The sequence below is a fragment of the Tatumella sp. UBA2305 genome (genome assembly GCF_002345795.1).
Taxonomy (GTDB): domain Bacteria; phylum Pseudomonadota; class Gammaproteobacteria; order Enterobacterales; family Enterobacteriaceae; genus Tatumella; species Tatumella morbirosei.
In genome coordinates, this window is the sequence record NZ_DDVT01000001.1 from 84,013 (window position 1) to 104,166 (window position 20,154).

Consider the following 20,154-nt stretch of genomic DNA (forward strand, 5'->3'; position numbering starts at 1 on the left):
GTTAATTAGCTTCCTTTTCCTGTCCACCCGCTACAGCAGATGAGTAAATATGCGAACTCTCCTGGAGATCTGCTGGTTTACGGCTCGACAGCTGACGTTCAATATCGGCCAGCCTTTGCAACTGCTGCTGTTTATCTGATAACGCCTGTTGAAGCTGTTGCTGTTGCAAACGGAGCGCCGCAATTTCATTGTCACTATTCTGACGAAGTTGCTGATATTTCTGCTCAGTTCGTGAAGCATTGAGTTGACTGCTCAGATTATCGCGCCATAGCTGCAACAGCGGCCTGACTTCGTCAGTGACCTGAGGCTGCCAGGCGGCCATTTGATCCAGTATCTGCTGGCGTTGCTGATCCGTGATATCCGCCCCGGACAGTAGAATATCGTGACGAAAAGAGTGTACCCAGCTGTCAGCCATTATCTGTTGCGCCTGACGGTAGTTGTCCGCTGAGGATTGCTGTTGCACGCAAGCCATCAACATTAACCAGTATCTCGGGTCACTTTGCGGAACTTTAGTCATGTCCTCTGTCACTGAAAGACAGCCAGCCACCGGCTCTCCGGCAGCCAGTGTCGACGGAGGAACACCACCGGCAACAGTTCTCCCCTCCTGCTGACTACAGGCCGTCAGTAAAACAATCAGGGATACAGACAACAGACGCAGATGAAGACAATAGCTCATAACCGATCAGTCCCGTTAATCAGCGGTAATTCAATCCTGAAACACACTTCAGAAGAGTTTTTATTCACCAGTGTCAGTTCACCCTGCATACGTTGGATACAATCTTTGGCAATACTCAGCCCCAGCCCGCTACCCTTTACCGGCCCCCGGCGTTGACGAGCGCCCTGATAAAAAGGCTCAAATATCATTTTCTGCTCGTGTTCCGGTATAGGTGTGCCACTGTTAGACACATCAATCCAGACTTTGTCACCCTGCCGGCTGGAAGTGAAAACCACCCACCCGCCAGGTTTTCCATAATTAATCGCATTGGAATAAAGATTATCCAGAGTTCTGGCCAACAACTGACGATCCGCCAGACAATATTGTTCTTCCAGAGCAATTTCTGTCTCAATGTTCCTGGCACTGGCGGGCAGTGCATGTGCACTGACCACCCCGTCGATAACATATTGCAGATCGACGGTTATCATTCCGCCTCCGCTGTCTGCACTATGTCGATTATAATCCAGTAATTGCTCAATCAGTGTCTGTAAATGCAGGCTACTCTGATCAAGTATGGCAACTATCTCTTTTTGTTCACTATTCAGTGGACCGCTCACTTCATCCTTCAGCAAAGCACTACCTTCACGCAGACTCGCCAGGGGCGTTTTAAGCTCATGTGAGAGATGGCGTAAAAATTCGTGGCGTTGTGCCTCCAGCCACGATAAGCGTTCACTCAGCCACACTATCCGTTGTCCCAGAGAGCGAATTTCATCCGGCCCGCGAAAATCGGTGGTTGCATCTATCTCACCGCCTTCTCCAAGGCGATGGATCATTTGTTTGAGGTTTTTAACCGGCCCAATAATCATCCGTGTGAACAGCAACATAAACACCAGACTGATCAGAAACAGCAACAGAGCCTGCCATCCGAAGAAAGCCCCACGGTCGGCAATTTCATGCTGTAGCTCTAAACCACGGGTAAATACCCTCTGCCGGGTCTCGTCCACCAACTGGCTGTTCGCTATAGAAAAAGCGATCAGGTTATCTGAGGCGGGTTCCCGCGGATTACCCTGATCACAGCGCAACTGACTGAGTTCAGGTAACAAGTGCTGAATTTTCTGCAGGGATTTTAGCTGCGGTAACCGCTGAAAATGAGTGCTGGCCATTTGCTGATAGCGCAGATACTGTTGCTGATATAAAGACTCCAGCGTCGGATCATTGAGTACGCAAAACTGTCGGTAATTACGCTCAATTTCCAGCGCACTGCGTGCCATAAGTTCGCTCAGGCGTACATCAGTAAAGGTATTACGGTTGGTTTCAGCGGCCTGTTCACTCAGGCTGGAAAAACTCTCCCAGGCCTGCCATGCCAGGATAAGTAATGGCAACAGTACCAGCACAAAGGCCAGCAGTACCAGTTGTCTCAGTGAACGAGGAACAAAATGCCAGCTTTTCAAGGTCATCACCATCAGGGAATCAAACTCTGATGCTAGCCGGATTAGGCTCCGGAAGGAAGACACTCCGTCGAAAACAGATAAAGGGATATTTCTGTGCCCCGAACGTTTCAGAAGACCCGGTTATTCAGACGACAAGCCGGAGGGGAGCAGAAAAGTATAACGCCGGGAAACCCGGCGTTATGGAAGAAGGCGGTGCCTTACTCAACGTTACGCCCGTGGCATGATAACGCAGTATAACTGACGATTATCAACAGTCGGACGGCAGGCACCTTGGGGCGTCATTCAAAGTTTATGAGCTCTTGACCGCTTTCGCAGGGCATCATAAAGAGCAGAATGAGCTGCGGGATGTATGATGCAATAGCTGTGCCATAAAAAACAAGTCTTATTATATCAACCAGTTAAACCTGCTCCTCCGCCCAATAACGCAGCAACCATCTTCTAAACTGTCTCCACCGGGAGACAGTTTTCGCCTGATAACTAAGCCTTATTAATTTTCAATAAGTTAAGTGTCACAAATCGGAGACAGATCGATCATCCAAAGTGTCGCCGGAATAACACTTTTCTTTTATAGCCTTCCCTGTTTTTGGACAATGATACCGATAAAAAAGCACTCCGGAGAGTGCCTTTTTCAGACGGGCTTGACCGGGCTTATCAGCCCAACTGATGACGCGCATTACGGAAAATACGCATCCATGGACTATCTTCACCCCACTCAGCCGGATGCCAGGAGTTGCTGACAGTACGGAACACTCGCTCCGGGTGAGGCATCATAATAGTGACACGCCCTGAAGTGTTAGTGACTGCAGTAATGCCTTTCGGAGACCCATTCGGGTTCGCCGGATAATTTTCGGTGACATTGCCGTAATTATCCACGAAACGTAGCGCAACCAGTTGCTGTGCTTCCAGAGCATTCAGCTGTTGCTGATCGCGTAGCTCTGCAAATCCTTCCCCGTGAGATACTGCAACAGGCATCCGCGAGCCGGCCATACCGGATAACAACAACGACGGGCTCTCAGCCACTTCCACCAGACTAAAACGTCCTTCAAAACGTTCTGACTGGTTACGTACAAAGCGTGGCCACAGTTCACTCCCAGGGATGAGTTCCCGCAGATTGGACATCATCTGACAACCGTTACATACCCCGAGCGCCAGTGTCTGATCCCGGTGGAAGAACTGTTCAAAGGTTTCACGAACCCGTGGGTTAAACAGAATCGATTTTGCCCAGCCCTCTCCGGCACCCAACACATCGCCGTAGGAGAATCCGCCACAGGCAGCAAGCACCTGGAAATCATCCAGTTGCTGACGCCCGGCCAGCAGATCGCTCATATGCACATCGACCGCATCAAAACCTGCGCGATGAAACGCTGCAGCCATCTCTACATGGGAGTTAACCCCCTGCTCACGCAGCACCGCCAGTTTAGGACGGGCACCGCTGGCAATCATTGGCGCGGCGATATCTTCCGACGGATCAAAACTCAATGAAACGTTCAGTCCCGGATCGTTATTATCCTGCTTCGCCTGATGTTCCTGGTCAGCACATTCAGGATTGTCACGCAGGCGCTGCATCTGCCAGGTAGTTTCTGCCCACCAGTTACGCAGGGTTGAGCGTTTTTCCTGATACACCACCTGATCAGTAGAGCGCACGATAAACTCATCACCCGGTTGTGCTGCACCCAGAACATGCAGGCATTCGCTCAGGCCATGTTCGGCAAAGACAGCGCTAACTGCCGACTGCTCCGCGGCAGGGATCTGGATGACGGCACCCAGTTCTTCGGTAAACAGCGCGGCCAGAACATCCTGGCCCAATGTGGCGATATCAACATCTACACCACAATGTCCGGTAAAGGCCATTTCTGCCAGAGTGACCAGTAAGCCACCATCTGAACGGTCATGGTAAGCCAGTAATTTCTGTTCAGAAACCAACTGCTGAATGGCATTAAAGAATCCAGACAGCTGCTGTGCATCGCGTACATCGGCTGGTTTATCACCCAGCTGGCTGTAGACCTGAGCCAGTGCAGTCGCTCCCAAAGTATTCGCACCTGCCCCCAGATCAACCAGCAACAGCAGGTTATCGGTCTGCGGCTGCAGCTGTGGTGTCACGGTACGGCGGACATCTTCAACCCGGGCAAAAGCGGTGATCACCAGCGACAGTGGCGAGGTCATTTCCCGTGGCTCATCATTATGCTGCCAGCGGGTTTTCATCGACATAGAATCTTTACCGACCGGAATGGTCAGACCCAGCGCGGGGCAGAGCTCTTCTCCGACTGCTTTCACTGCTGCATACAATCCGGCATCTTCGCCCGGGTGTCCGGCTGCAGACATCCAGTTAGCCGACAATTTCACCCGGGTCAACCCGCCGATATCGGTGGCTGCCAGGTTAGTCAGTGATTCGCCCACCGCCAGTCGTGCTGAAGCAGCGAAGTCCAGCAGTGCGACCGGCGCACGCTCACCCAGGGCAAACGCCTCACCATGATAGCTGTCCAGGCTGGCTGTGGTGACGGCACAGTTAGCGACCGGTACCTGCCATGGCCCCACCATCTGGTCACGGGCAACCATCCCGGTCACAGAGCGGTCACCAATGGTGATCAGGAAGGTTTTCTCAGCCACCCCTGGCAGGTGCATCACACGTTTGACCGCATCGGCCACCGAAATTTTTTCCCGGGCCAGTTCTGTGCCTTCTGCTTTCAGAGTGGTCACGTCACGGGTCATTTTCGGCGTTTTACCGAGCAATACATCCAGTGGCATATCAATCGGCTGGTTATCAAAATGCTCATCACTCAGGGTCAGGTGCTGTTCTTCGGTGGCTTCACCGATCACTGCATACGGAGCGCGCTCACGCTGACAGAGTTGTTCAAACAGTGCCAGTTTCTCGGGCGCCACTGCCAGCACATAACGTTCCTGAGATTCGTTACACCAGACTTCCAGCGGGCTCATACCAGGTTCATCACTCAGGATGTCACGCAGATTGAAACGACCACCACGGCCACCGTCACTCACCAGCTCCGGCATCGCATTCGATAGCCCCCCGGCGCCAACATCGTGAATAAACAGAATCGGGTTCTGCTCACCCAGTTGCCAGCAACGATCGATCACTTCCTGGCAGCGACGTTCCATTTCAGGGTTGTCACGCTGTACAGAAGCAAAATCCAGGTCAGCATCAGACTGGCCGGAAGCCATGGATGAGGCCGCTCCGCCACCCAGACCGATATTCATTGCCGGGCCGCCCAGTACAATCAGTTTAGCACCAATGCTAATCTCGCCTTTCTGCACATGATCGGCACGGATATTACCAATCCCGCCGGCCAGCATAATCGGCTTATGGTAGCCACGCAGTTCCTCGCCGTTGTGGCTGTTAACCTGTGCTTCATAAGTACGGAAATAGCCGTTCAGTGCAGGACGACCAAATTCATTGTTAAATGCGGCACCCCCTAACGGGCCTTCGGTCATGATATCCAGTGGAGTAACAATGCGTTCCGGCTTTCCAAAATCCTGCTCCCACGGCTGTTCAAAGCCAGGGATTTTCAGGTTGGATACCGAGAAACCGGTCAACCCGGCTTTGGGTTTAGCGCCGCGTCCGGTCGCACCTTCATCACGAATTTCTCCACCGGAGCCGGTCGCAGCGCCCGGCCACGGCGAAATCGCTGTCGGATGGTTATGGGTTTCCACTTTCATCAGAATATGGGCATCTTCCTGGTGGAAATCATAGATGCCATGTTGGTCATCAGCATAGAAACGCCCGACCTTCGAACCTTCCATGACCGCCGCATTATCTTTATAAGCCGACAGTACATGCTCCGGATTTTTCTCGAAGGTATTTTTAATCATCTTAAACAGCGATTTTGGTTGTTTAACACCGTCAATCACCCAGTCAGCATTAAAAATCTTGTGACGACAGTGCTCTGAGTTCGCCTGAGCAAACATATAGAGTTCAATGTCGTTTGGATTACGCCCCAGATCAGTAAAGGCTGCCAGCAGATAGTCGATTTCATCTTCAGCCAGAGCCAGTCCCAGCGCAAGATTTGCTTCCTGCAGAGCAACACGGCCACGACCCAGTACGTCCACCGCTTTTACCGGCTGCGGCTGATGATGGGCAAATAATTGTTCCGCCTGTGACAGAGAGCTGAATACGGTTTCCATCATCCGGTCATGCAACAGTGCTGCCAGTTGGCTCCATTGTGCTTCAGACAGCGTATCGGCCTGAATGTAGAACGCCAGACCTCTTTCCAACCGCAATACTTTCGATAACTCACAGTTGTGAGCAATATCAGTGGCTTTGGAAGACCATGGAGAAATGGTACCCGGACGTGGGGTCACCAGTAATAAACGTCCGACAGGTTCATGCTCTGCCAGCGAGGGACCGTATTTAAGAAGACGTTGGAGACGATTTTGTTCGTCCTGAGTCAGCGCTGAGCTGACATCAGCAAAATGCACATATTCGGCATAAATCTCACTCACCGGCAGATGAGCGTCGTGAAAGCTGGTCAACAGTTTGTTAATACGAAATGCCGACAGAGCGGGCGAACCACGCAAAATTTCCATCATTAAAGATCTCTCGTCTTCGAAACGCCGGGCGACGCTTCATTGGGCGCAACAGGGGGAAAACGGGGCATATTATAAAGAATAAGCCCCCGTTACGAAACCGTTTGCGCAGATTTTATCGGGTTAAATTGCCGATTAAAAAACACACATTTCTTGCTATAAAAGTTGCTCTTTGCCTTTTTGTTGCTCAGAATGCACTTCGCGTTGGGGTACTATTCCTGTTTATTTTATCCTGCCAAAAGGCTGAACCCGACGCTGATTAACGAGATAAATACTTGAAATGCTTAAAGTTTAATTATCTTTTGATCGGTCTTGTCACTCTATTACTGGCAATGGCTTTATGGCCTGCGATCCCCTGGCATTCAGGTTCACAAGACACTCTGGCGCAGATTAAATCGCGCGGAGTTTTGCGTGTCAGCACCATAAATTCGTCACTGACCTGGCAAAAGATCAATAACAATCCCACGGGGATGGATTACGAACTGGCAAAACGCTTTGCAGATTATCTGGGCGTAAAGCTGGAGGTAACCGTTCGCCCGAATATTGAAAGCCTGTTTGATGACCTGAATCATCACCGGGCAGACCTGCTGACGGCGGGCCTGACCTGGGACAGCGCTCGTCAGGCGCAATATCGTAGTGGCCCGGCCTACTATTCCACGACACAACAACTGGTTTATCGTGTAGATAAGCCGCGGCCAAAAAACCTCGGTGATTTGCATGGCACATTAGCGGTCCCGTCAGAGTCCTCATTCGTTCCGACACTGGAAGCCGCGAAACAGGGGAAATTTCCACAACTGAGCTGGGAAATCGAGAAAAAGCTCAGTCCTCAAGAGATGCTGGAGCGGGTTGCAGATGGGAAGCTGGATTATACCCTTGGTGATTCTGTCACTATCGGTATGATGCAACGCATTCATCCCCGGTTAGCCGTGGCTTTTGATGTCACCAATGAAGTCCCGGTAAACTGGTATATGGCTAAATCCTCTGATGACAGCCTGAATGCAGCACTGCTCGACTTTTATAACAGTATTAATGAAGAAGGCACACTGGCCCGGCTGGATGAGAAATATTTAGGTCACACCGGCAGCTTTGATTACGTCGATACCCGGACATTTTTGCGTGCGATTGACAGTACTCTGCCTTCCCTGCAACCGTTATTCAAGAAATATGCCAGCCAGATCGACTGGCGATTACTGGCCGCGATTGCCTATCAGGAATCTCACTGGGATCCACAAGCAACCTCACCGACGGGTGTCAGAGGAATGATGATGCTGACACGTAACACGGCGGATAGTCTGGAAGTCAGTGACCGGCTCGACGCAGCGGAGAGCATTCGTGGAGGCAGCCAGTATTTACAGAAACTGATGGAAAAAATGCCGGAAACTATTCCTCCGGATGAACGCATCTGGTTTGCCCTGACGGCCTATAATATTGGCTACGCACACATGATGGATGCCAGAAAGCTGACGATGAAACAGGGAGGCAATCCGGACAGTTGGACCGATGTGAAAACCCGACTGCCGTTGCTGGAACAGAAGCGCTACTATAGTCAGACAACCTATGGCTACGCCCGTGGCGGTGAAGCCTATAATTACGTCGAAAATATCAGGAAATACAACATCAGCCTGGTTGGCTATTTGCAGGAAGTACAGAAAAGACGTCAACCGGATACAGTTCCGGCGACCACCAGCGAACCGCAAATTGCCATGAACTGAGTTACTGATTTTCCCGCTGCGCCAGTCGCAGCGCTTTTTTTTGTGCCCTGCGTAAACGGAAGAAATCACTTAACTGAGCGGCACACTCATCAGCCAGTACTCCGCCAGTCACGGACATTTTATGGTTCATGCCCGGATGCCCTGGCACATCCAACAGCGAACCTGCTGCACCGGTTTTGGCATCAGCCGCTCCAAACACCAGTCGGGAAATTCGACTATGTACCATCGCTCCCGCACACATGACACAAGGTTCCAGGGTGACATATAAGGTTGTGTCCAGTAACCGGTAATTACCCAGCGCTTTTCCGCCCTGACGCAGCGCCATAATTTCAGCATGCGCGGTCGGATCATGAGATGCTACCGGGTGGTTCCACCCCTCAGCAATAATGCTCCCCTGCCAGATCAGAACGGCTCCGACCGGGACTTCATTATTATCCTGAGCCCGTTTTGCCAGCATTAACGCATGTCGCATCCAGTACTCGTCATTTTTTTCGGTCACATTCCGTCCCCGCAGGTTCTCATCGCGGCGCATTATACCGGGATCACAGATGAATGCGAGATTCGTACGTTCCGGACCCTTATCAGTGAAGCCTTGAGAGTGTCATCCCCCGGAACTTAATAATAAATAAAACTTATTATAGAAATGAAATTTAATACTCCTTATTCCGAAAATCTGGATATTTAATATTGATTTTCTCGTATAACTCATTGTATCAACAATGCATTTTAAAGAAACATATACTTAAATATATGTTTTAAATGATAAATAATCCAGACGCACCCTAAACAAACGCTTACATGAAAGGTGAATAACCCTTTGAGATTAATCTTAGCCGTATGATAGTCTGGTAGCGCAAATGTTAAATCAAATTAACCAATAATAATTCTGACGTCAGGCCAGAGTTTCATGCATTCGGTCACGGCACGTGCGAAACACTCTGTTTCAAATCAGTCAGATTTTTCACTCATCAGACTAAATACACACTGCAAAAGGTTATTTCATGAAAATCAACAAGATGCTGTTATGTGCTTTAGGTTACGTATTGACAACCAGCGTGGTCCCCTCCGTAGCCAGTGCGGCAGAAGGCACTTTATCCGGACAAGTGGGCGTCCAGGTCACTATAAAAGAGGGCTGCGCAGTAACAAATGGCAGTTCTTCTTCCGGAACCAACAGCTGGGGAACGCTGAATTTCGGGACTTATTCTGATTTGACCGCCGCGATTAATGGAACCGTTCTTGGTTCTGACGGCACCAACGCCGTTACCATCACCTGTACTGAGGGCCTGACTCCCACCATGACTCTGGATGGGGGGCTGAACGAAGCAAGTGATGTCCGGAACATGGTCAACACCAGCGGCACCACGACCACCGACATTGCTTATCATCTCTATTCTGATGCCAACCATACCAGCGAAATTGAACCTGGCGGCCAGGTTTCTCTGACTGCAGATGGCACCGCACAAAGTATCCCGATCTACGGTCGTATTGTGCCTGATGGTCAAACTACCACAACTCCTGCTTCAGGAACTTACAGCGACACAGTGACTGCCACGCTCTCCTGGTGAGTATAAAACGCACCATTGTTTTAGTGGTGCTGTTTTCGGTACTACCTGTGGTGGCCACCGCAGATACGACAACCAGTAGCTTTACCGTATCTTCGGTGATCACCAGCGGATGTGCTCTGGGTACTGACACTAATGACACAGTCACTAATTTCGGCAGCATTGATTTTGGATCGATGTCGTCGATTGCCGGTAATGTGGATGTTGCCAGTACCCCGGGCGCAGGTTCGGTGATTGTTACCTGTACCCCTGGAATGTCAGTATCCATTGCCCTGGATTACGGCCTTCATGGCGGCTCATCCACTGAACGTTATCTGGAAAACAGTGCCACCGAAGCAACGCTGGGATATCAGTTGTACCAGGACGCAGCACACTCCACTGTCTGGGGCACCGATGCTCTGGCTTACAGTGTCGCCTCTTTCCCTGATACTACCCAGACCTACACGATTTATGGCCGGTTATTTCCGGTCACGGGTTTACCTGCCTCTGGCACTTACACCGACACAGTGACTGTTACCCTGACCTATTAAGAAGTTTGCTTATATGAAAATTAAATATTATTTATCTGCACTGTTAATCCTGTTGTCTGCCCGGGGAATCAACGCCCGGGCGGCCAGTTCGGTATTAGTCTGGCCAATTTTTCAGACCATCAGCAGTACAGACAAAGGCTCAGAATTATGGCTGCAGAACCGGGGTTACAGTGCGGTGACTTTACAGTTGCGGATTTTTAAATGGCAGCAGCACAATTCCGCCACGGTCTATTCTGATCAAAAGGCAGTGCTGGCCAGCCCGCCCTTTGTTACGGTCCAGCCAGGCCAGAGACAACTTATTCGCTTAATACGTATTCAGCCTACTGCACCGCAACGTGAAGATGCATACCGGATTGTTATTGATGAGATACCTGGCAGTGCGGCTTCTCAGGATAATGGCAACAATTCCGGCCTGATTATGCGGATGCGCTATGTATTGCCACTCTTTCTTTACGGGCAGGGTATCGCCCCTGTCAGTCAGGACGGGCCAGTCAGTGCTATCCAACGCAACCTGAGCTGGAAAATTGTCAGAGATAAAGGGCAGGCGGTTTTAGCCATCACGAATCATGGTGAGATGCATGCGCGTCTGAGTGATATTTTTTGGGGGAATGATGCACGGCATCCTTTAGCCTTCATTTCTAAAGGCTTTTTGGGCTATGTGCTGCCGGGACAAACCGTTCATTTTCCACTACCCGCACATCAAACCCCGGGAAATTCTTTATTCAGCCGATTGGCGGATAATGTAGCTCCGGTCGGCATTGCAGCCGACAGATAACGATGCCTAACGTTTTCCGCCCACTGTGGTTAAGTATTGCCTGTTCGTTACCGGCGCTGGCACTGGCCGACGACTACAGTCAACTGCCTCCGCCAACTCTCAGTAGTGGTGAAAACGATAGTTATACGTTGTATCTGACACTGTCGGTGAATGGGACGCCATCACCGGGTCTGGTACCGGTACAGGTAAAGCATGGCCATTACTGGATAGATGCCCTTCCATTGTTAAAAGCACATCTGCGTCTGGAACAAACCACCGGTTTAACCGATGTATCAGAGTTACCACAGGTAACCCCCCGGTACGACAGTGCCAGGCAGGTGCTAAATTTGCAGGTGCCCGACCAGTGGTTGCCTGAACAACGGCTTGACAGTGGCTTTTCAAGAAACAGTCTCCGCCCCGTCAGTAGCAGTGGCCTGCTGTTTAATTATGACTCCTACAGTCTGAGATCACCCTACGGTGGAACATCAACAAGTACCTTGCTGGAAGGACGCTGGTTTGGTAACGCAGGAACCGTTTCACAGACCGGTGTCTGGCGAAACCAGTTCGCGGGTGAGCGCGGTACGCCTTCAGGCTATGTCAGGTATGATACCGTCTGGAAATATAGTGATCCCTCAAAACTCATCAGTATTCAGGCGGGTGATTTTGTCAGTGATTCAGTGACATGGAGTCGCTCAGTGCGTATGGGGGGAATACGTATTAGCCGTAACTTCACTGTCAGGCCTGACCTGGTAACCTACCCACTACTGAACTGGAGCGGAGTCGCTACAGTACCCGGCACCGTCGATTTGTTTGTCAACGGCTATAAAGCCAGCAGCCAGTCCGTAAATTCCGGCCCCTACAGCCTGACCAATGTGCCGTACATCAATGGTGCCGGAGAAGCAACGGTGGTCACCACCGATGCACTGGGCCGCCAGGTATCCACCTCTATCCCGTTTTATGTGTCCAATAAACTGCTGGCCAAAGGGCTGAGTGACTTTGATTTCTCGGCAGGTAGCCTGCGACGTAACTATGGGCTCGACAACGCAGACTACGGTAACGCGGCGGTGAGCGGAATTTACCGCTACGGACTGAGTAACCAGTTGACCGGAACTGTTCACAGCGAAGTCAGTAACGGACTGATGCTTGCAGGGCTGGGTGCCGATTTCACCCCAGGCCGGCTGGGTACGGTCAGTCTGTCGGCCAGTAGCAGCCAGGATAACCGGCATGACAGAGGTTATCAGTACACTTCCGGCTGGTCCTATTACAGTAAGTACTGGAGCCTGAGTCTTCAGCATATTAGTGTCAGTGGTGATTATCAGGATCTGTCTACTTTAGATACCCGTACCACGTTAAGCCGACGGGCTGATCAGGCCACCGTTAGCATCATTCCTTCAGGTAAAGTGTTCGGCACTTTTGGACTGGGTTACTTTTCGGTGCAGGCTAATGACGGTACACGCACACGACTGGCTAATTTCTCATGGAGCCATAGTCTGGGGGGAAATTCCAGCCTTAGCCTGAGTCTGAACAGAGACCTCGGGAGTCACTCAGTCACCGGGGTGGCACAAATTACTATTCCATGGGGCGACCAGTCAGTGGTGAACAGCTCCTCAAGTCTCGCGGCAAACGGGCAGATTACCAACAGGCTGGAGTATACCCGAACCGCTCCTGTCGATGGTGGTCTCGGATGGACGGTGGCGCATTCCATCAACGGAGACAGCTATAACCAACTTAATCTGACATGGTTAAACCGTTATTCAAGCCTCAGTGGCGGATTTTACGGTACCCGTGGGCAGTCTAATCAGTGGTTTGAGGCCAGCGGGTCTGTCGTTGTCATGGATAACGACCTGTTCTTCTCTCGCCGGATTAATGATGCTTTTATTGTAGCCGATACTGACGGATACCCAAAAGCCAGTATCAGCTATGAAAACCGCCATGTCGGCGATACCGACAGCAATGGCCATCTGCTCATCCCCTGGGTTTCGGCCTGGTACCCGGGCAAAGTCTCGATTAACACCATGGATTTTCCGACAGATACCGATGTCCCGGTATCAGAACAAAAAGTCGCAGTACGGGAAGGCAGCGGTGCGATTGTGCATTTCACCGTGGAGAAAGTCCGTTCCGCCGTGCTGACGGTGACCGATCAACACCACCACCCTTTACCGGTGGGTACCCCGGTAGATGAAATAAACAGTGGGCAGACTGGTGTGGTCGGTTATGACGGGCAGGCCTGGCTTTCTCATCTTAGCCGGCATAACCGACTGGAAATTATGACCGCCAACGGAACCTGTCATTACACTTTTGACCTGCCTGCAGTGACCACTGTACCCGCCACTATCGGCCCAATCATTTGTCCGTCAGCCCCAGTCACGGAGGCATTGCATGAAAATTAACACCTTAGCCCTGAGACTGCTCCTGTTGTTACTGTCGGCTATTTCGCATTTTGCAATGGCAGACTGTAGCACCATTTCGTCCACCGGTGATTTTGGCTCCGTCAGTTCCTTCACCTTAGCCAGTAACGCTGAAACGGTTGAAACCGGTTCGGGTTTCACCTGCTCAGGCGGATTATTAACTCTGCTTAGTACTAATACCATTACTGCTACCCTCACCTCCTCTGCCGGTGAAAGCGGCACCACTCCACAAATGGTCAGCAGCAGCTCCGGGGCCAGCATTCCCTATACTATCTGTGCTGCTTCGGACTGTTCTTCGACTTACTCAATAGGTCAGACCATCACATGGACGTCAACATCCCTGCTGGGGTTACTGGGATTATTTAATTCCAGTGATGGAACCTTACCGCTGTATATCCATACTGCAGCCGGACTGAATGTCCCGGCCGGGACCTATACTGACAGTATTGTCATTAAGTGGAATTACAATATCTGTTTTATCGGGCTGCTGGGATTATGTGTCTATACCACTGGGTCGGCAACTTCGACAGTGCTTTTCTCGGCAGAAGTAACCAATGACTGCGCAATTGTGGATGCGCCAAATGTCAATTTTGGTAGTGCAGCCTTGCCGGCAGATTTTGCTTCGATCGCCAGTGCATTAACGGTGCGTTGCACCAAAAATGCCGCCTATAAAATCAACCTGACCAGTAGCAATCCGCTGAGCGGTGATTTCCGGCAAATGGCATCCACCAGTGACGGAACGACCCATTACTTGTTGTATCAGTTCTATCAGCCGGACGGAACCGCATGGACGACCGATAATGATTTGAGCGAAACCGGCACCGGCGACTCACAAACGGTCAACTATACGGCCACCGTTGATACCACCCAGACCAATAAACCGGCGGGTAGCTATAGTGATACCGTCACCGTGACCGTCACCTATTAATCTTAATCAGACAGTGGTGGAAACCGCATTAGTCAAGTTGCTGTATGCTGCCGCTGGCCGTAATACGCCAGCGATACTGACAGCAGTTCATCAACGGTGTATCGAAGTTGCTGTCACTGTAACCGCTATATAGCTTTGGTAAACAGCCGATGCGTTGTTCAAGTTCGATCACTTTTTGTCGGCCAAAACAGCGCAGGCTAAGCACTCTGCCACCGAAGCGCCGTTGCATCTGAGAGCCAATCAGGCTCACCTGAGAGAGGAAGGAGGCTGATCCATAAATACCTTCAACCAGCGACTGTGGAGAACCGGTCACTAACCACACACGAGTGTCGGCTTCCTGTAAATAGCCATAAAGACGCCGAAGAACCGCGGGGAAAGGGGTGATCTGTAGCTGAGCCCACTGACAAAACGCTTTTTCCTGTTGCTGTAAAAATTTTTCGCTGTGCCCCACCGTTACCGCCCACAACAACAGGCTCACTGGCCAGCGTGCCGATTTGTTCACCAACAGGGCGCCGATAATCACCGGAGCAAACAATATCACCGGCAACAGATTGACCGGCTGGCGTGCCAGGCAGTAGCGCAGATAGCAACCAAACAGATCCTGCTTGTGTAGTGTACCGTCAAGATCAAAAAATACGATGCGTTGTGTTGGTTTCATCATACATTCCTGTTATTCCGGCCTGTTAGCCAGCTTTGTATAACACCCTCATATTAAACCCATATTACGCTGAGTCACTATTATACGGGTGTCATCCTGATATCACTGCGTGCCGGTGCGCTTTTGTGGTGCAACAAAATGAAGACGCCCGTAAATGGTCACAGCAATCTTCTTTCCCTCTTACCCGCCCTGCTCTCTGGAAGCACCCTAAAAAAACTATTAAAACATACAGATAAAAATAAATATTGTTTCAGGGAATAAAAATGCTGTCCGGGGCCTCTCAGTAACGGAATAGGAATTGCACCCTGTTAAGACCCGATAAACTGCGACAGGATTTCCGGAAATGACTAAAGAACCACCGGTTTTAATTAATGATCAGACAGTAGAAACGTTTCAGAAAGATGGGGTGGTGTTACTGAAGGGAGTCTTTAAACCCTGGGTCGAAACCCTGGCAGAGGGCATCAGTGAGCTGATGGCAAACCCCAGCGAATACGGTTTTGCCCGCACGGTGATCCCAAAAGACGGATCGGCACCTTTTTTCCAGGATTATTGTAACTGGTCCCGAATCAAAACCTTTGAAGACTTTGTGTTTAATTCTCCGGCAGCAGAAATCGCTGCACGGCTGATGCAATCCGAAACAGCTCGTTTTTTCCATGAACATACCCTGGTGAAACAGCCTGGCGGCAGCACCATCACTCCCTGGCATCATGACCAGCCCTATTATTGTGTTGAAGGCCGGCAGAATGTCAGCCTGTGGATACCGCTGGATCCGGTAGAGCAATCCATCTCTCTGCGTTGCATTCGTGGGTCACACTTATGGGGTGATGAATTCAGTCCGACCCGGTTTAACGGCACCAAACTTTACGAGCATAAGAATTTTAAAGAGATGCCGGACATTGAGGCACATGCTGATGAATACGACATTGTCAGTTGGGCGGTAGAACCGGGTGATGCGATAGCCTTCCATTACCGGACAGTGCACGGCGCAGCAGGAAATCACTCAGCCCATTCCCGCAGGGTTTTCTCAGCCCGTTGGGTAGGTGATGATGCCGTATTTGTCGATCGTGGCGGAGTGACCTCCCCTCCGTTCCCTGAGCTGACCCTGAAAGATGGCGAGCCACTAATCTCCCCGATTTTTCCACAGGTCTGGCCGACAAAATCGGTAGCATGAACCTGAACTTTAGCTGCCTCTTTATTCTACTGAAGGGGCAACTCTTTTCAGCCAGAGAGAAAACCGGGGGACAAAACCTGAGCTCCTCCCAATATCCCTGCCGGGGTAGTGAAAGCGGTATGCGAAACCGGTAAAACCGGTGTGGCCTAAGCGACCGTCTACGACGCGCAAGCTTAACCTGTACCTCTCCCACCCGCCACACAGCAGGGTGGGAGTTCCAGCAAATTGTTATCTGTTATACTTTAGTTACTTTTCCGTTAGCATCAATATTGAATTCAAATCGATAGTTTTTTCCGCTCATTGTGTAAATCAGACCATAAGCAGCATTATTTTTTAATTCGGTCTTTATACATGTTTCGGGATATTTTTTAGCAATATCTTCCTCCATATTTAATGGTGGATGATAATTATTCACAGAATAACTTAGCATGTAATACTCCAAAACATCGCCAGGTTTCGATGTAATGCATATACTATCTTTACTTACAACGGCATTGCCTTTATTACGAAAAACCAACCTGTCACCGGTACAACCTGACAACAGAAAAAATAAAAAAGACATATAAAAATATTTAATCATAGCGGAAAACCTCCCAGGACTTTCTTGTATTTTGAAATTAAAGACCTTTTAGGTTCATTTTTATCAAAAGCTGCATAATTGATGATACGTTCATAACCGTTAAAACCGAACCTGGTGAGCAACCAATAATCTGCGACGATACTTGCCTGTTGCTCCATTGGGTAGCCTGATAACATTTTTTTATTAAAATTATATTTGTAATTTACCGCCCAGGAAAACAAACCACGTGTTTTGACATTCATACCTCGCTGATATTGCCAGATATGCATCATTTCATGCATAAATAAATGTTGCGCATCCGGCAAGGTCTTTGAGTAATCATCGCGGTAAACATTAGTTTCAAACCATATTTCACCAGAAGGTGTCATCGCCGTATTATTTTCCTGCATACCCAATGGCAAGTAACTGCCGTGATGAACCCAGACCCGATTGTACCGAATACTACGGCCATACAACTCAGTGGCCAGACGAATTTCGCCCGGAGTTAATAATCGCAAACCACCTTTTTTAAGCATCGGGACTCCTTCCCTCATTATCCGTTACTTCAGGAAAGACCTTATAACAACGGGTCACTTTACGTCCAACGGATTCCAGTCTGGTCAGTCGATTTTCAGAAATCTGCCCGTTACAGTGATCACAAAACTGCACCAAAATAACGTGGCTAGCCGTGGGATATCATCAGGTTTTAATTTTCTAAGACGTCAGCAGCTTAAGTATTATTTTCATTATAAAGCCGGGACTCATTTGTGGATCACCTGCGCACCACCCTACGAAATTGTTCAAAAACCCATCAACATTGGGCTTTGTGGGGTTATGTGTTACAGTGCGCGGCATTGAAATTCCTTATCCTATGCCCCATCGTGAGACAGGCTCGCACATGAGGCTTTTTAAGATGGCGATTTTCGGTCTGTGTTGCGGTTTTGTGTTACGCAAGCGAGTGTACAGTGTTTTTTATACTGTACAAATCCACAGATGGTTAATCATCGTAAGGAATTCAAATTGCATATAACCAATTGATTATAGAAGACAAAAAAGGTAAATGACTGAAGTGGCTTTACTAATTACTAAGCGTTGTATTAATTGCGATATGTGTGAGCCGGAATGTCCTAACCAGGCAATTTCAATGGGCGATACGATTTATCAGATTGATGCAGAGCGTTGTACAGAGTGTATCGGCCATTACGATGCACCAACCTGTCAGAGTGTCTGCCCGATCAATAATACGATCATTACTGATCCGCAGCAGACAGAAACTACTGAAGCTTTATGGGAAAAATTTGTCACACTGTGGCATTCCGCCTGAGCATACCAGTGTGTCAGTTTTCCAGAATCACCGTCGCACAGGCATAGCGGCGTTCATCAGCCAGGGTGACATGAACATTTCGTACCCCTAAATCTTCTGCAAGGCTGTTGGCCTGGCCAAAAAAACGCAGGCAGGGCTTACCTAGCGCATCGTTATAGACTTCAAACTGATTAAAAGCCAGCCCTCCCCTGATACCGGTACCAAAGGCTTTTGCGACCGCCTCTTTCACCGCAAAGCGCTTCGCCAGAAAACGGACTGGCTGATGGTGCTGCTGATATTGTTGCCATTCGAACTCCGTCAGCACACGGCGTGCCAGCCTGTCACCAGAGCGGCTAATCACTTGTTCGATACGCTCAATCTCGACAATGTCTGTACCCAAGCCCAGAATAGCCATTACCGACGCGATTCTCTCAACAACACTTTCATTTCGCGTACCGCTTCTGCCAGTCCGCCGATCACCGCCTGACCAATGATTGAATGGCCGATATTAAGTTCATGCATTTGCGGGATAGCTGCAACCGGTAACACGTTGTGGTAAGTCAGACCATGGCCTGCATTCACTTTCAGCCCTAGTGAAGCCGCGTATTCCGCCGCTTCACGGATACGTGCCAGTTCCGCGTCCTGCTCCGGACCTTCAGCGGCTTCGGCATAAGCACCGGTATGAATCTCGATATAGGGCGCACCCGCGGTAACGGCTGCATCGATCTGTCGGTGATCTGCATCGATAAACAGAGAAACCAAAATCCCGGCCTCTGTCAGACGTTTCACAGCATCATTAAGCTTCTGCTGTTGACCCGCCACATCCAGCCCACCTTCCGTTGTCACTTCCTGACGATTTTCCGGTACCAGACAACAGAAATGAGGACGAACTTCACAGGCAATAGTGATCATTTCTTCGGTGACCGCCATCTCCAGATTCATCCGGGTCTGAATAGTATCGCGCAGCAAACGGATATCACGATCGGTAATATGACGCCGATCTTCACGTAGATGCACCGTAATCCCGTCAGCACCTGCCTGCTCAGCAATAAATGCGGCCTGTACAGGATCCGGATAGCGGGTACCACGGGCATTGCGCAGGGTCGCGATATGGTCAATATTGACCCCTAATAATAGTTCCGTCATGACAATCCTCAGTCTTAATAAACACACCCTGCCGGGCAACCCGTTTACGATTTGTTTTGTGGTGGCACGGCAACAGGTAAAGTAAATTGCCGGAATAGCTCCTGGCTTTTTAGCGGCTTTCCACCAAGATAAGGCTTCAGGGCCATACGTGTAAAACGTTTTGCAGCCCGCAGCGTATCACTGTCAGGAAATTCCCGGGAATACAGTGCCAGCAACTGACGCCCGGTAAAGCTGCGCTGGTTAACCACCAGACTGGCAATAAAACCCTTTTCCTCACGATAACTGTAAGTCATGGTTTCACTGACAGGTTCACCGCTGCCGGCACAGTGCAAAAAATCGACGCCATAACCCAGATGGCCAAGCACCGCCAGTTCAAAGCGGCGTAACACAGGTTCGGCAGACCCTGTTGCTGCGGCCAGCCCCTGAATACAGTGAAGATAATCAAAGAAGAGTTCGGAGAAAGGAATTTCCTGTCCCAGGACACGGGACAGCAGTTCATTAACATACAAACCGCAATACAGATAGGTCCCGTTAAGCGGCAGTGCCAGAGAAACAGCTTCGGCACTGCGTAGTGTTCTGATATCTCCTTTACCAGACCAACGGACCAGCAGCGGGGTAAATGGCTGCAATGCCCCTTTTAACTGCGAACGTTTGGCCCGCGCACCTTTGGCCAACACCCGTACCCGTCCTTCGTTTTCACTGAACAGATCCAGTAACAAACTGGTTTCGCTGTACGGGCGACTATGCAGCACAAAGGCGCGTTGCCAGCCTTCCATAA

The 20,154-nt window shown here is 50.0% G+C and carries 18 protein-coding genes; 8 read left to right on the forward strand and 10 right to left on the reverse strand.

Annotation, left to right across the window (positions count from 1 at the left end; translation table 11 throughout):
• Position 1 precedes the first annotated feature (1 nt).
• The 3 genes from B3Z23_RS00435 to purL all read right to left on the reverse strand — a co-directional run bounded on the left by B3Z23_RS00435 (position 2) and on the right by purL (position 6,648).
• Positions 2-676: a hypothetical protein gene (locus B3Z23_RS00435; RefSeq protein ID WP_294899986.1), complete on the reverse strand. Its 675-nt coding sequence runs from the start codon at positions 674-676 to the stop codon at positions 2-4.
• The gene (locus B3Z23_RS00440) at positions 673-2,106 is read right to left on the reverse strand and encodes a sensor histidine kinase (RefSeq protein ID WP_414716439.1); all 1,434 of its coding nucleotides are present in this window, start codon (positions 2,104-2,106) and stop codon (positions 673-675) included. Before B3Z23_RS00440 ends, B3Z23_RS00435 begins: the two co-directional genes overlap by 4 nt.
• Positions 2,107-2,757: 651 nt before the next feature.
• A complete protein-coding gene (gene purL / locus B3Z23_RS00445) occupies positions 2,758-6,648 on the reverse strand; it encodes a phosphoribosylformylglycinamidine synthase (protein ID WP_294899992.1) in 3,891 nt (1,296 codons plus the stop codon).
• A gap of 272 nt (positions 6,649-6,920) precedes the next feature.
• Between purL and mltF the strand changes: the two genes are divergently transcribed.
• The gene (mltF, locus tag B3Z23_RS00450) at positions 6,921-8,357 is read left to right on the forward strand and encodes a membrane-bound lytic murein transglycosylase MltF (protein ID WP_294899995.1); all 1,437 of its coding nucleotides are present in this window, start codon (positions 6,921-6,923) and stop codon (positions 8,355-8,357) included.
• Position 8,358: 1 nt separating this feature from the next.
• On the opposite strand, the gene tadA is transcribed toward mltF, so the two are convergent.
• Positions 8,359-8,856 (reverse strand): tRNA adenosine(34) deaminase TadA, encoded by a 498-nt coding sequence (gene tadA, locus B3Z23_RS00455; RefSeq protein ID WP_294899998.1) that lies wholly within the window; start codon positions 8,854-8,856, stop codon positions 8,359-8,361.
• 502 nt (positions 8,857-9,358) lie between these two features.
• On the opposite strand from tadA, the gene B3Z23_RS00460 reads away from it, so the two are divergent.
• The 5 genes from B3Z23_RS00460 to B3Z23_RS00480 are packed head-to-tail and all read left to right on the forward strand — an operon-like array spanning position 9,359 to position 14,539.
• Entirely contained in the window at positions 9,359-9,922 is a 564-nt protein-coding gene (locus B3Z23_RS00460) for a Csu type fimbrial protein (protein ID WP_294900003.1), read from the forward strand.
• Positions 9,923-9,924: 2 nt separating this feature from the next.
• Positions 9,925-10,449 (forward strand): Csu type fimbrial protein, encoded by a 525-nt coding sequence (locus tag B3Z23_RS00465; protein ID WP_414716442.1) that lies wholly within the window; start codon positions 9,925-9,927, stop codon positions 10,447-10,449.
• Between the two features lie 13 nt (positions 10,450-10,462).
• Entirely contained in the window at positions 10,463-11,224 is a 762-nt protein-coding gene (locus B3Z23_RS00470) for a fimbrial biogenesis chaperone (RefSeq protein WP_294900006.1), read from the forward strand.
• 2 nt (positions 11,225-11,226) lie between these two features.
• Complete coding sequence (locus B3Z23_RS00475) at positions 11,227-13,593, forward strand: fimbria/pilus outer membrane usher protein (RefSeq protein WP_294900009.1); 2,367 nt, start codon at positions 11,227-11,229, stop codon at positions 13,591-13,593.
• Complete coding sequence (locus tag B3Z23_RS00480) at positions 13,583-14,539, forward strand: Csu type fimbrial protein (RefSeq protein ID WP_294900013.1); 957 nt, start codon at positions 13,583-13,585, stop codon at positions 14,537-14,539. Before B3Z23_RS00475 ends, B3Z23_RS00480 begins: the two co-directional genes overlap by 11 nt.
• Positions 14,540-14,567: 28 nt before the next feature.
• On the opposite strand, the gene yfhb is transcribed toward B3Z23_RS00480, so the two are convergent.
• Positions 14,568-15,200 carry a phosphatidylglycerophosphatase C gene (yfhb, locus tag B3Z23_RS00485; protein WP_294900016.1) on the reverse strand — a complete coding sequence of 211 codons (633 nt, stop codon included), beginning with the start codon at positions 15,198-15,200 and terminating at the stop codon, positions 14,568-14,570.
• Positions 15,201-15,540: 340 nt separating this feature from the next.
• Here yfhb and B3Z23_RS00490 point away from each other — a divergent pair, with 340 nt between their 5' ends.
• A complete protein-coding gene (locus B3Z23_RS00490) occupies positions 15,541-16,368 on the forward strand; it encodes a phytanoyl-CoA dioxygenase family protein (RefSeq protein ID WP_294900019.1) in 828 nt (275 codons plus the stop codon).
• Positions 16,369-16,603: 235 nt separating this feature from the next.
• Here the strand turns inward: B3Z23_RS00490 and B3Z23_RS00495 are convergent, their stop codons facing one another.
• A complete protein-coding gene (locus tag B3Z23_RS00495) occupies positions 16,604-16,948 on the reverse strand; it encodes a putative T6SS immunity periplasmic lipoprotein (protein ID WP_294900022.1) in 345 nt (114 codons plus the stop codon).
• Positions 16,945-17,463, reverse strand: a complete 519-nt coding sequence (locus tag B3Z23_RS00500) for a type IV secretion protein Rhs (protein ID WP_294900025.1) — start codon at positions 17,461-17,463, stop codon at positions 16,945-16,947. Before B3Z23_RS00500 ends, B3Z23_RS00495 begins: the two co-directional genes overlap by 4 nt.
• Before the next feature lie 533 nt (positions 17,464-17,996).
• Between B3Z23_RS00500 and B3Z23_RS00505 the strand changes: the two genes are divergently transcribed.
• On the forward strand, positions 17,997-18,251 hold the full coding sequence (locus B3Z23_RS00505) for a YfhL family 4Fe-4S dicluster ferredoxin (RefSeq protein WP_038022252.1): 255 nt from the start codon (positions 17,997-17,999) through the stop codon (positions 18,249-18,251).
• Between the two features lie 13 nt (positions 18,252-18,264).
• Here the strand turns inward: B3Z23_RS00505 and acpS are convergent, their stop codons facing one another.
• Genes acpS through recO form a run of 3 tightly spaced genes read right to left on the reverse strand, consistent with a single transcriptional unit; the run spans position 18,265 to position 20,152 of the window.
• Positions 18,265-18,645 carry a holo-ACP synthase gene (gene acpS, locus B3Z23_RS00510; RefSeq protein WP_038022254.1) on the reverse strand — a complete coding sequence of 127 codons (381 nt, stop codon included), beginning with the start codon at positions 18,643-18,645 and terminating at the stop codon, positions 18,265-18,267.
• The gene (gene pdxJ / locus B3Z23_RS00515; RefSeq protein WP_294900032.1) at positions 18,645-19,376 is read right to left on the reverse strand and encodes a pyridoxine 5'-phosphate synthase; all 732 of its coding nucleotides are present in this window, start codon (positions 19,374-19,376) and stop codon (positions 18,645-18,647) included. The genes acpS and pdxJ overlap by 1 nt, the downstream gene beginning before the upstream one ends.
• A 44-nt stretch (positions 19,377-19,420) precedes the next feature.
• Positions 19,421-20,152, reverse strand: a complete 732-nt coding sequence (gene recO, locus B3Z23_RS00520) for a DNA repair protein RecO (RefSeq protein ID WP_038022260.1) — start codon at positions 20,150-20,152, stop codon at positions 19,421-19,423.
• Positions 20,153-20,154: the final 2 nt, after the last annotated feature.

What these genes read in the sequence shown, in the direction of transcription:
- B3Z23_RS00480 (WP_294900013.1), top strand. Translation starts at nt 13,583, where the DNA reads ATGAAAATTAACACCTTAGCCCTGAGACTGCTCCTGTTGTTACTGTCG.
- recO (WP_038022260.1), bottom strand. Translation starts at nt 20,152, where the DNA reads ATGGAAGGCTGGCAACGCGCCTTTGTGCTGCATAGTCGCCCGTACAGC.
- pdxJ (WP_294900032.1), bottom strand. Translation starts at nt 19,376, where the DNA reads ATGACGGAACTATTATTAGGGGTCAATATTGACCATATCGCGACCCTG.
- purL (WP_294899992.1), bottom strand. Translation starts at nt 6,648, where the DNA reads ATGATGGAAATTTTGCGTGGTTCGCCCGCTCTGTCGGCATTTCGTATT.
- B3Z23_RS00435 (WP_294899986.1), bottom strand. Translation starts at nt 676, where the DNA reads ATGAGCTATTGTCTTCATCTGCGTCTGTTGTCTGTATCCCTGATTGTT.
- yfhb (WP_294900016.1), bottom strand. Translation starts at nt 15,200, where the DNA reads ATGATGAAACCAACACAACGCATCGTATTTTTTGATCTTGACGGTACA.
- B3Z23_RS00460 (WP_294900003.1), top strand. Translation starts at nt 9,359, where the DNA reads ATGAAAATCAACAAGATGCTGTTATGTGCTTTAGGTTACGTATTGACA.
- B3Z23_RS00495 (WP_294900022.1), bottom strand. Translation starts at nt 16,948, where the DNA reads ATGATTAAATATTTTTATATGTCTTTTTTATTTTTTCTGTTGTCAGGT.
- B3Z23_RS00500 (WP_294900025.1), bottom strand. Translation starts at nt 17,463, where the DNA reads ATGCTTAAAAAAGGTGGTTTGCGATTATTAACTCCGGGCGAAATTCGT.
- B3Z23_RS00475 (WP_294900009.1), top strand. Translation starts at nt 11,227, where the DNA reads ATGCCTAACGTTTTCCGCCCACTGTGGTTAAGTATTGCCTGTTCGTTA.
- acpS (WP_038022254.1), bottom strand. Translation starts at nt 18,645, where the DNA reads ATGGCTATTCTGGGCTTGGGTACAGACATTGTCGAGATTGAGCGTATC.
- B3Z23_RS00490 (WP_294900019.1), top strand. Translation starts at nt 15,541, where the DNA reads ATGACTAAAGAACCACCGGTTTTAATTAATGATCAGACAGTAGAAACG.
- B3Z23_RS00470 (WP_294900006.1), top strand. Translation starts at nt 10,463, where the DNA reads ATGAAAATTAAATATTATTTATCTGCACTGTTAATCCTGTTGTCTGCC.